Here is an 11,056-nt window from a genome sequence, read left to right on the forward strand (position 1 = left end):
CGACTTTATTTTAAACATCGTATCTTTTTTATAAACATCGCAACTTTATTTCAAAGCTACATCACAATTGAACTCTATCTCAACAATTACTCAACAGTCACTGATTTAGCCAAGTTACGTGGTTTATCCACATCACAGCGGCGGTGTAATGCTGCGTAATAGCTAATTAATTGTAATGGCACTACAGAAACTAGTGGTGTTAGTAATTCATGAACTTGAGGGATTACTAAACGGTCACCGTCTTCATCTACGCCAGCCATGGCAATAATGCATGGGTATGCTCCACGTGCTGCTACCTCTTTGACGTTACCACGGATGTTTAATCCTACTGTTGCTTGTGTAACAAGGGCAAACACCGGTGTACCTTCTTCGATTAAGGCAATTGTTCCGTGTTTTAGCTCGCCACCTGCAAAGCCTTCTGCTTGGATATAAGAGATTTCTTTTAGCTTTAGGGCACCCTCAAGACTTACATAGAAGTCTATGTTACGGCCGATGAAGAATGCGTTGCGTGCGATTTTTAAGTAGTCCTCAGCAATATCCTCTAAAACATCTTTTGAATCGATAATTGTTTGGATACCGTTTGCTGCAATCGCAAGTTCTTGTTTTAAATCGTATTCTAAGCCTTTGCCATTAGCTTTCGCTGTTACATATGCTGTTAGAGCAAGTACAGCTACTTGTGCTACATACGCTTTTGTAGAGGCTACCGCAATTTCTGGACCTGCATGTAATAACAATGTATGGTCTGCCTCACGTGAAAGTGTAGAGCCAGGTACGTTTGTAATCGTTAATGTTGGATAACCAAGCTCTTTAATTTTCACAAGTACTTGACGGCTATCTGCTGTTTCACCTGATTGTGTAATAAAGATAAACAATGGTTTTTCTGAAAGTAATGGCATATTGTAGCCGAATTCACTTGAAATATGAACTTCCACTGGGATACCAGCCATTTTTTCAAAATATTGCTTACCGATTAGACCTGCATGATAGCTTGTGCCGGCTGCAATAATATATAGACGGTCTGCTGCTTGTAATGCTTCTAAAATAGTAGCGTCAATTGTTAATTCGCCATTCTCACCTTCGTACGCTTGAATGATTTTACGAATAACTGTTGGCTGCTCATCCATTTCTTTTAACATATAGTGAGGGTACGTACCTTTTTCAATATCGCTCATATCAAGCTCAGCTGTATATGGAGAACGTTCTACTAATGTACCGTCTAACTTTGTAATTTCAACGCTAGCTTTGTGTACGATTACGACCTCTTTATCGTGTAGCTCCACATATTGATCTGTTACCTGTAGCATTGCCATCGCATCTGAAGCTACAACATTAAAGCCTTCACCAACACCAACTAAAAGTGGAGATTTGTTTTTCGCAACGAAAATTGTATCTGCCGCTTCTGCATCTAATAGAGCTAATGCGTAAGAGCCATGTAATAAAGATAATGTTTTACGGAATGACTCAGCCGTGCTTAAACCTTCTTTCACAAATAGCTCTACTAATTGCACGATGACCTCTGTGTCTGTATCAGATTTCATCGGAATACCTTTTAAATAAGTTTTTTGTAATAAATGATAGTTTTCGATAACTCCGTTGTGTACTAGCGTAAAACGTCCTGATGCACTTTGGTGAGGGTGTGCATTCAAACGGTTTGGCACACCATGAGTTGCCCAACGTGTATGGCCGATACCCACTTTAGCAGCAACGTCCTCGTCCACTGCATCACGTAAATCTGCAATACGTCCCTTTTCTTTAAAGACTGTTACACCATCTTCGTTACGTACTGCGATACCCGCTGAATCATAGCCACGGTACTCTAGTTTCTCTAAACCTTTTAATAAAATTTCCTTTGCATCTGATTCTCCAATATATCCTACAATTCCACACATAAATTTCTTTTCCTCCGATATTGTCAATTTGACGCAACGACAAACTAGACCTCAACCTATCGAATTTTTTAATGAATGTAAAAGCCATGCTAATTTTTTATGTAAAATAAGCAAACTAATACATGCACATTGTTAACACCCATTCAGCCATCTGAACAGTACCCATTCGATACGTGCGGTTTCTCTATTTATCTATTGCTTTAACTATACCTTTTTCATTTTCTGTACATTCAATCGCTTAAATGCTTTCAAAATGAAAAGTGACAATCGGGTACGTCGATCGGGAGGCATCCGCCGAACTTTCGATAAACCTCCACCTCGTCTGCTGAAGATAGTTTCGTCCAATTTCTTCAGCTCAGGCGCTATAATTGTTTTCCGATTTTGCGCTTTCTTCCCTCCTTATGCGCTCTCGTTAAATGATAAGGTCGGACCTCATATTCAACTTCTCCATCATACTCAATCATATGCTATACGTCAAATTTTCGTTATAAAAAACACCTATTTACCCTACTTTTCAGTGACAAAAAGTAGACAAACAATCTGCTATAAAGCCTATCTTGAGATTTATGCCTTGGCATAATTGAGCTGCCGCTTCACTTACGTTACATAAAGAAGTTTAAACTATGATGTTTTTTCCTTATGTCAGCAATAAATATTTCGGCTATGGATTTATTTTGAACAGTGTCGAAGATAAATCGTCCAAAAGTAACTATCTACCTGGAGAAATCCCATTCTTTTATTGCTTGACAAAGCCACTACTTAGCAATATTATATACAGTACTTAGCAACACTTAGTACAGGTAAAGCTAGCCTGGGGGTGAGATCATGGATAATCTGAGTGAAATGCTCAAAGGAGTCTTAGAAGGGATTGTATTAGAAATCATTAGCCGTGGTGAAATATATGGTTATGAGATTGTCAAATATCTCACGCAGATGGGGTTCGAGGGCATAGCTGAAGGAACTGTATATGCGTTACTTATGCGATTGGAAAGAAATCGCCTTGTCAATATTGTCAAAAAGCCATCTGAAATGGGTCCACCAAGGAAATTTTATACGCTTAATGAACAAGGAAGAGAAAAATTAATATCCTTCTGGGCTAAATGGGATTTTTTAAGTAGTCGTATTGAAATTTTAAGAAATAATGGAGGGAACAAACATGAGCTTTAGTCGTGAAATTCAGGAGAGAATTAATCGTTTTACGAAAGAACAATCCCAGAATTATTTGCAGGACGCTGAGATGACTTATATAGAAAAGCTGCGCAAGAAAAGTGGGCAAACTAAACGGAAAATTGACAAGCAATTGTCGAAGTTTAAAGGGCGTTCCGATCAGGGGCGAGAAGCACAAGATGACATGATACTCTATATGAGCGATTATATGAATGATTTAATGTCACAAGGTTTAACGGAGCAAGAAGCTTTTAATAAGGCTAGCGAGGAATTGCAATTCGCCAGTAATTCTGAGCAATCTGAGGATTTAAATGAACGCTTTCAGCAGTATTACGAAAATCGTGATCCCGCAGATTATGAGGCAATCGGACTGTTTTATGGTGGCTTTCTATTTTTAGGATTAGGTATTGGCGGACTAAGCGGTTTTCTATCTGGCGGTGGATATGAAGCTTTTGTTGATAGAGGCTGGATTAACACGGCAATTGGCGCTGGTGTTGGCATTATCATTGGTATCGGACTCGGGCAAATTACCAATGCTATTATTGCGTTGAAAAAGAAGTAGGGCTGTTTTAATTAGAATAACTATGCATCGGCATAATTGCGCCGGAATCGGGATTGTGCTTATGCTCGCAAATGTTTTTGTGCGAAAGCGTAGCGGCAGCGGCACCTATGCAGGTCAGTTAGCTGTTATCGCATGGATGCGATAATTTTAGGCTAGCATCCTTTATTAACTCCTTTTCCGATTTTCGTGACATCCACCGGAGGGCTTTAACTTCTTTTACGGATGCTTGGACACTCGCTGAAAGAAGTTAAAACATAAAAGGCACAGGCAAACTACTTGTGCCTTTTAAGCTTAGCCTTCGTTACTCTCCAATAATTTTACAATTTCTCGATTAAATGCTGGTAGATCCTCCGGTGTGCGGCTTGTTACCAATTGCTTTTGGCAAACAAACACTTCCTCGTCATGAAATATCGCACCTGCATTTTCTAAATCTACACGAATCGATTTGTAGCCAGTTGCGTCACGACCATTTAATGTTTTTGCCGTAACGAGTAATTGAGGTCCATGACAAATAGCAAAGGTCGGCTTCATCTCATCCATAAATTCTTTGACAAATGCCACAACACGATCATCTACACGTAGTATATCAGGAGAAAAACCGCCTGGGATGAATAATGCATCAAATTCAGAAGCATTTACCTCATCGATATCTTTATCGATTTTTACTTTCTCTCCATTCTTACCTTCTACTTCAATGCCTGCCGTCGTATCAATCGTTATTAGTTCATGACCTGCCGCTTCTAATGCTCCTTTAGGACTTGTATACTCAGCGTCCTCAAACATATTGGTAATCACTGTAGCAATTTTAGCCATTGCAATATAACACTCCTTGTTATTGTGACTCTGTACTACTGTTCCCATTCTTTTCGAAAGCATTCATTTTTTGTTCAATCCTTCAATTTCATTTGTAAGGAACAAAAAAATAAAAACTCGACCTCCTATCAAAGGAAATCGAGTTCATACTATTTATTCAGTTAAGCCCATTTCTGCACGGACAACATCTGCTATACGCTCTACGTAACGCTCACAGTCTTCTTCTGTAGCCGCTTCCACCATTACTCGTACAAGTGGCTCAGTACCAGAAGGACGCACTAACACGCGACCGTTACCAGCCATATCTGCTTCTACTTCAGCAATCACTGCAGCAACTTTTGCATTTTCTGTCACAGCATGCTTGTCTGTTACACGTACGTTGACTAAACGCTGCGGGAAAATTTTCATTTCAGAAGCAAGCTCTGATAGTTTTTTACCTGTAGCCTTCATAATGTTAACAAGCTGAATACCTGTTAATAAGCCATCTCCAGTTGTGTTAAAGTCTAGGAAAACAATATGACCAGATTGCTCGCCACCAAGATTATAATCATTAGCACGCATTTCTTCCACAACGTAACGATCACCTACAGCTGTTTGTACACTATGCATATCGTTATCTTCAACAGCTTTGTAGAAGCCCATGTTACTCATAACCGTCGAAACGATTGTTTGCTTTTTCAAGCGACCAACTGTATTTAAATGCTTACCAATGATGAACATAATTTGATCACCATCAACAATTTTACCGTTTTCATCTACTGCGATTAAACGGTCACCATCGCCATCGAATGCTAAACCAACATCAGCACCCTTTTCTGTGACAAATTTAGCTAATCCATCTGGATGTGTTGAACCGACACCGTCATTAATATTTAAGCCTGTTGGTGAGGCACCCATCGTTGAGATATCCGCTTCTAAATCTGCAAATAGGTGTGTAGCTAGCGAAGACGTAGCGCCATGCGCACAATCTAATGCTACGTGGATGCCTTCAAATTCTTCAGCCACTGTTTGTTTTAAGTATTGAATATATTTTTGTCCACCCTCGAAGTAGTCGCTTACAGAACCTAAATCTGCCCCTATTGGACGTGGTAAAGTATCATCTTGAGCATCTAATATTGCTTCGATTTCAGCTTCTTGCGCGTCCGTTAGCTTAAAGCCATCAGGACCGAAAAATTTAATACCATTGTCAGCTACTGGGTTATGTGAAGCTGAAATCATAACGCCTGCATTTGCGCTCATCATTCGAGTAAGATAGGCCACACCTGGTGTCGAAATAACACCAAGACGCATTACCTCTACGCCGATTGATAAAAGACCAGCTACAAGTGCACCTTCAAGCATTTCACCTGAAATACGTGTGTCACGACCGATTAAAACCTTTGGACGGTCAGTTGCATCCTTCGTTAAAACGTAACCACCTACACGGCCAAGTTTAAATGCAAACTCCGGTGTTAATTCACTATTCGCGACGCCACGGACGCCATCTGTTCCAAAATATTTACCCATTTTAATTATTCTCTCCTTCAATGCAAGACGGCGGTCATGCTTGTCTATGCTGACAACTAGAACACTCGTCTGCTTACTTTTGGAAAAGTCTATTTTCGTTCATTCACTGGTAACTATTAATTATGCCCCTATGTAATTTATCTGGGCTTGTTAATAAGCACAGATAAATTTTAGCATAGGGTATTTTGATTTTAGCCTAAGTAACTTCTTCTCGTTAAAGAATACCTTTACCGATAGAGAACGAAATCTCTACTGAATCAAAATAAAATTATAGTCAGTTATTGTTTAAGAATCAATATCTTCTTCTGTTTTATCAGTAGGCGGCGGCGTGTTGTTATCAGAAGGAGTGCTAGTCTCCTCTGAAGGTGGCGAAGGAGTAGGTGTAGGAGCAGGAGGGTTAGTAGTTGTTGTCGTTGTTGTTTTTTCCTGCTCTACCTTCGTAATATCTGCCTTCACTTTAATTTTTGGGTCAGATATTTTTGTCACACCTTCTGGCAATTTCATTTCAAATTCATAAGTTTTTGATTCTGTAATTTTTGATAAATCAACCTCTAATGGTATTGCAGTTAAAGTATCTATCATAGATTTTCTACCGTATACTCTCACCTTTGTAGGACTAATTGTTAATTGGTTGACGGTAATACCATTCTCTGCTTTTCCTATTTCCTTCAGCACAACAGGCAACTCTCTACTGTAAGCCCCAATATCTACTTCTACCTTCACAGTTCCTGGTTCAATCGTCACGTCTAACTTATTTAAATCACGATCTAGTACTTTAACTGCCGCTACTTGTGAGAACGGTTCTTTCAAGCCTTGTTCACCCGTTACAGTAGCTTTTACATAGCTAATATTTTCAATTGCACTTTTGGCACCTGTAATATACACCGTAGCTGGATTAGCAATCATGCCATTTAAAATATATCCTTCTTCAAGTAAACGAGTATTTAGCTCAGGGTCAACACGAAACTCTTGTGTGACCTTTTCCTCAATGTTAACCTTTACAATCGCAGGGTCTAATGTAACTTGCAACTTCTCCGAAATATTTTCGTATTGTAGCCGAACATTATGCTCACCTATGAGTAATTTACTCAAATCTGCAAATACAGAAAAATCCTTCGACGCTTGAGCCTGTAAAACGAGTGTCATTGGACCTTTTATCGTAACATCTACTGTCTTTGGTATCCCTGTTACAATGAGGTTCTTATCGTCATAAAAAACATCTACTGGTACATCTCGGATTACCGCTGTTTGCTCACTCATTATTGTTTTATTTGAAGGAGATAATTCAGCACGAACGGAGAAAAATAACAATAAGGCTAAAATTAGCGCAACAATTCGTAACACCCAAGGGCTATCCAACATTTTATCCATTCTTTTTCCCCCTCCAAGTTAACTTAGAGGCTGCATTTGATTCCTGTGCTGATCCGAACCACATTTTACGTAACAGTCCTTCGAATTCTTCTAAAGAAAGATTTCGGTGTAGATTACCATTCAGTGTAATACTAATGGCACCGGTTTCCTCTGATACGACAATAGTAATGGCATCTGTCACTTCACTTAAGCCAAGTGCAGCACGGTGACGTGTCCCAAGCTCTTTTGAGATAAACGGACTCTCAGAAAGCGGTAAATAACAAGCCGCTGCCGATATTTTATCTTTTTGCATGATAACCGCTCCATCATGTAGCGGTGTATTAGGTATAAAAATGTTGATCAATAATTCAGATGAAATCTCAGCATTTAGACCTATACCTGTTTCAATATATTCATTTAGACCAGTTTCTTTTTCAATAGAAATTAACGCCCCTATACGACGCTTGGCCATATAACTAACAGATTTCTTCATCGCCTCAATAAGCCTTGTTTGTTCTTCTTCAACTTGACTAATCGAACGTTGGAACAACTTCCCTCTACCAATTTGTTCAAGACCACGTCTTATTTCAGGTTGGAAAATGATAATAATCGCCAAGAAACCGAATTCGATGACTTGTTTTAACATCCAACCTAACGTTTCTAACCCAAAAAAGTCTGTAGCAAGGCGCGCAATAATAATGACGAAAATGCCTTTTAATAATTGGACAGCCTTTGTACCTTTAATGAGGGTTAAAATTTTATAAATAACGTACCATACGAGCAGTACATCTAATAAGTTAATAACAATATTCACAGGTGTTAAATTAGCGAAATGTTCGATAATTTGCACGTGGCATCCCCCACTTTTCATTGCGAATCCATACACATATAAGTATAGCACATTCTTATCAAATGTAACTTTTTTCAAATAAAAAGTCTACTCAAAAGAGTAGACCTTTCAGCCTCTCACGTGCACTATCTATTAGGACGTATAGAGTGTTATTTAGTTGCTTGTTTCTCCTCGAATGTTACAGCAGACTTCACTGAATTTTTAATCGTATACCAAAGCCATTCGAATACTTCGTCAATTTCTTCTATTTTTCCCGAAACAACTGCCGAAGATGCCATATACTGCCCGTTAATAACAGTGACATTGCCATCCACTTCACCCTCAACAATTAAATCACCATTTTTAACAATAATGTCGCCTTTTACAACTTCACCCTTCGGCACAATAACCGTTTGACCTTCAACAACTAGGTTTGGCTGTTTAGTCACGGAGAACTGTCGGTCATCCATAAAACTACCTAGTAAAGTTGCACTCATGAATAAACAAAAAACTGCTGCTGCCACAAAGAGTGGATGCCGACGAATCCACTTTTGCATCCCTACACGACTTTTGGGTTTCGGTAAACGAGCCATCACGGCTTCTTCAAAATGCGGAGGTGATGTAATGTGGGAAGCGCTCTTCACAAAGGCGATTGTTTCACTTAATTCCTGCATCAACTGTTTACAATCACTGCATGTATGCAAATGTCGTTTTAACTCTTGCTCATGCTCACGACTAATGTCACCATCTAAATAATCATGGATATAGTCTATTATATGCTCTGGACAAGTATTCATGACGCTTCCCCTCCTACAGATTGTTTAATTGCTTTCGTAACGCTTCACGTCCGCGGTGAATCCTCGTTTTCACCGTTCCAAGAGGCATATCTAATATCTCGCTAATTTCCTGTAATGATAATTCTTCAATATATTTTAATACTATAACTGAACGGTATTTATCAGGCAAACGTCCAATTTCATATTGAATGCGATCTTGCAGTTCCATTTGCTCTATCTGTTCTTCAGGTAGCTGGTCATCTGCTGCGATCTGCGAATACATATCAAGTCCTTCTGTACCAGCTACTTCTGCATCTAAATAGTAATCCGGCTTTTTCTTCCGGATACGGTCTATACAAAGGTTTGTCGCTATACGATAAAGCCACGTCGCAAATTTTCTTTTCTGATCAAAAGTATGCAAGTTCATATAGGCACGAACAAAAGCTTCTTGTGCAATGTCCTCAGATTCTTGCTTGTTCCCTAACATCCTATAGCATACTTGGTACAGTTTGTGCTGATAGAGACTCACAATATCTGCAAATGCGTTTTGATCACCTTTAAGCACTTGTTTAATTTTCTTGTTTACTAACGCATCCATTGTGTTAATTTCTCCACCTTTACAACTGTCTTATACTATACGGCCTATCGATAAGAAAAGTTTCGTTTTATTATTAATTATAGCAAAAGATTTTTATACATTGTGGCAATAGGCAATTTTTTGTTAAATTTCTTTAAACTAGAGTTTCGCCAAATAAAGAGCCCATTAATGCTACTGCAACATCGGCAGTTCTATTCTTCTCATCTAAAATCGGATTAACTTCAACGAATTCAGCAGATGTTAGCATACCTGATTCCTGAAGCATTTCCATTGCCAAATGGCTTTCTCGATATGTAATACCACCAGGTACAGGTGTCCCAACCCCTGGCGTATAAAGTGGATCTAAACCGTCTAAATCAAGTGATAAATGCAAACCATCTACATTGCGCTCCCTTAAATAACCTAGAGCATCTTCCATTACACGCGTCATTCCAAGACGATCTACCTCATGCATTGTATATACTTTGATTCCTTGCTGGCTAATTAATTCACGTTCTCCTGGATCTACAGAACGCGCTCCTATAATAATAACGTTTTCAGGTTTAATTTTCGGTATATTATTACGAATTTTCACTAACCGTTCATGACCAAGTCCAATGCTTACAGCTAATGGCATACCATGTATATTACCAGACGGCGTCGTTTCAGGTGTGTTTAAGTCAGCATGCGCATCAAACCAAATAACGCCTAAATTTTTATAATGCTCACCTAGCCCTGCAAGAGTACCAATAGCAATACTATGGTCGCCACCAAGTACAAGTGGAAACTCCTTTTGTTCAATTGCTTCATTTACACTTTTCGCCAAAGATGTACTTACATCGATAACTTCCTCTAAATTAAGTAGCTGTTTATCAACAATAGTGCCTTCTTGTTTTTGACTAACACGTATATCCCCTTGATCATATACTACATGCCCTATTGCCTCCAAGCGCTCTACAACGCCTGCATAACGAATAGCACTCGGCCCCATATCTACCCCTCTGCGAGTTTGCCCATAATCTGTTGGTACACCAATAATAGAAACATTTAGTTTATTCATTTTTTCATACCCCCTTTAGATTGTAAGACTATTGTAAAGCCTGCATCCTTCTTGGCTCAACCTCGCAATTTTATGAATATTTATGCAATTTAAAAGAGCATAAAAAAATCTCCTGCTGTTTTCAGCAAGAGATTAGTATCTGTAGTTAATGTTACACTTTTTTTAGTTATAAAAGTGAGCCATGAAGGACTCGAACCTTCGACCCTCTGATTAAAAGTCAGATGCTCTACCAACTGAGCTAATGGCTCAAAAAAAATAAATATGGCTGGGGTACTAGGATTCGAACCTAGGCATGACGGAATCAAAATCCGTTGCCTTACCGCTTGGCTATACCCCAATCATTTATAAAAAACTGGTGGAGGGGGACGGATTCGAACCGCCGAACCCTAAGGAGCGGATTTACAGTCCGCCGCGTTTAGCCACTTCGCTACCCCTCCGAAATAACACATTATGGTGGAGGATGACGGGCTCGAACCGCCGACCCTCTGCTTGTAAGGCAGATGCTCTCCCAGCTGAGCTAATCCTCC

The 11,056-nt window shown here is 39.3% G+C and carries 10 protein-coding genes and 4 tRNA genes; 2 read left to right on the forward strand and 12 right to left on the reverse strand.

Features of this window, described 5'->3' with window-relative positions; translation table 11 throughout:
- Positions 1-86 precede the first annotated feature (86 nt).
- Positions 87-1,889: a glutamine--fructose-6-phosphate transaminase (isomerizing) gene (gene glmS / locus C7Y47_RS23315; RefSeq protein WP_142510929.1), complete on the reverse strand. Its 1,803-nt coding sequence runs from the start codon at positions 1,887-1,889 to the stop codon at positions 87-89.
- Between the two features lie 825 nt (positions 1,890-2,714).
- On the opposite strand from glmS, the gene C7Y47_RS23320 reads away from it, so the two are divergent.
- Both C7Y47_RS23320 and C7Y47_RS23325 read left to right on the forward strand, forming a co-directional pair.
- Positions 2,715-3,056, forward strand: a complete 342-nt coding sequence (locus tag C7Y47_RS23320) for a PadR family transcriptional regulator (RefSeq protein ID WP_221887682.1) — start codon at positions 2,715-2,717, stop codon at positions 3,054-3,056.
- Positions 3,046-3,618: a hypothetical protein gene (locus C7Y47_RS23325; protein WP_142510930.1), complete on the forward strand. Its 573-nt coding sequence runs from the start codon at positions 3,046-3,048 to the stop codon at positions 3,616-3,618. Before C7Y47_RS23320 ends, C7Y47_RS23325 begins: the two co-directional genes overlap by 11 nt.
- A 291-nt stretch (positions 3,619-3,909) precedes the next feature.
- On the opposite strand, the gene C7Y47_RS23330 is transcribed toward C7Y47_RS23325, so the two are convergent.
- The 11 genes from C7Y47_RS23330 to C7Y47_RS23380 form a co-directional block, all read right to left on the reverse strand.
- A complete protein-coding gene (locus C7Y47_RS23330) occupies positions 3,910-4,431 on the reverse strand; it encodes a type 1 glutamine amidotransferase domain-containing protein (protein WP_142510931.1) in 522 nt (173 codons plus the stop codon).
- 153 nt (positions 4,432-4,584) lie between these two features.
- A complete protein-coding gene (gene glmM, locus C7Y47_RS23335; RefSeq protein WP_142510932.1) occupies positions 4,585-5,937 on the reverse strand; it encodes a phosphoglucosamine mutase in 1,353 nt (450 codons plus the stop codon).
- 285 nt (positions 5,938-6,222) lie between these two features.
- Positions 6,223-7,308 (reverse strand): CdaR family protein, encoded by a 1,086-nt coding sequence (locus C7Y47_RS23340; RefSeq protein WP_142510933.1) that lies wholly within the window; start codon positions 7,306-7,308, stop codon positions 6,223-6,225.
- The gene (gene cdaA, locus C7Y47_RS23345; protein WP_185903583.1) at positions 7,301-8,137 is read right to left on the reverse strand and encodes a diadenylate cyclase CdaA; all 837 of its coding nucleotides are present in this window, start codon (positions 8,135-8,137) and stop codon (positions 7,301-7,303) included. Before cdaA ends, C7Y47_RS23340 begins: the two co-directional genes overlap by 8 nt.
- 149 nt (positions 8,138-8,286) lie before the next feature.
- Positions 8,287-8,913, reverse strand: coding sequence for an anti-sigma factor family protein (locus C7Y47_RS23350; RefSeq protein WP_142510934.1), 627 nt, complete (start codon positions 8,911-8,913; stop codon positions 8,287-8,289).
- 13 nt (positions 8,914-8,926) lie between these two features.
- Positions 8,927-9,490 carry an RNA polymerase sigma factor SigW gene (sigW, locus tag C7Y47_RS23355; protein WP_100542806.1) on the reverse strand — a complete coding sequence of 188 codons (564 nt, stop codon included), beginning with the start codon at positions 9,488-9,490 and terminating at the stop codon, positions 8,927-8,929.
- Between the two features lie 133 nt (positions 9,491-9,623).
- Entirely contained in the window at positions 9,624-10,529 is a 906-nt protein-coding gene (rocF, locus tag C7Y47_RS23360; RefSeq protein WP_142510935.1) for an arginase, read from the reverse strand.
- A gap of 175 nt (positions 10,530-10,704) precedes the next feature.
- A tRNA-Lys gene (locus tag C7Y47_RS23365) sits at positions 10,705-10,777 on the reverse strand.
- Between the two features lie 14 nt (positions 10,778-10,791).
- Positions 10,792-10,866 (reverse strand) — tRNA-Gln (locus tag C7Y47_RS23370).
- 16 nt (positions 10,867-10,882) lie between these two features.
- Positions 10,883-10,966: transfer RNA gene (locus tag C7Y47_RS23375), tRNA-Tyr, on the reverse strand.
- A 14-nt stretch (positions 10,967-10,980) separates the two neighbouring features.
- A tRNA-Val gene (locus tag C7Y47_RS23380) sits at positions 10,981-11,056 on the reverse strand.

Origin of the sequence: Lysinibacillus sphaericus (assembly GCF_006864135.1) — a bacterium.
Classification (GTDB): domain Bacteria; phylum Bacillota; class Bacilli; order Bacillales_A; family Planococcaceae; genus Lysinibacillus.

Excerpts from the sequence above, each read along its gene's own strand:
- C7Y47_RS23320 (WP_221887682.1), top strand. The coding sequence starts at position 2,715 with ATGGATAATCTGAGTGAAATGCTCAAAGGAGTCTTAGAAGGGATTGTA.
- C7Y47_RS23350 (WP_142510934.1), bottom strand. The coding sequence starts at position 8,913 with ATGAATACTTGTCCAGAGCATATAATAGACTATATCCATGATTATTTA.
- rocF (WP_142510935.1), bottom strand. The coding sequence starts at position 10,529 with ATGAATAAACTAAATGTTTCTATTATTGGTGTACCAACAGATTATGGG.
- glmS (WP_142510929.1), bottom strand. The coding sequence starts at position 1,889 with ATGTGTGGAATTGTAGGATATATTGGAGAATCAGATGCAAAGGAAATT.
- C7Y47_RS23330 (WP_142510931.1), bottom strand. The coding sequence starts at position 4,431 with ATGGCTAAAATTGCTACAGTGATTACCAATATGTTTGAGGACGCTGAG.
- sigW (WP_100542806.1), bottom strand. The coding sequence starts at position 9,490 with ATGGATGCGTTAGTAAACAAGAAAATTAAACAAGTGCTTAAAGGTGAT.
- glmM (WP_142510932.1), bottom strand. The coding sequence starts at position 5,937 with ATGGGTAAATATTTTGGAACAGATGGCGTCCGTGGCGTCGCGAATAGT.
- C7Y47_RS23325 (WP_142510930.1), top strand. The coding sequence starts at position 3,046 with ATGAGCTTTAGTCGTGAAATTCAGGAGAGAATTAATCGTTTTACGAAA.
- C7Y47_RS23340 (WP_142510933.1), bottom strand. The coding sequence starts at position 7,308 with ATGGATAAAATGTTGGATAGCCCTTGGGTGTTACGAATTGTTGCGCTA.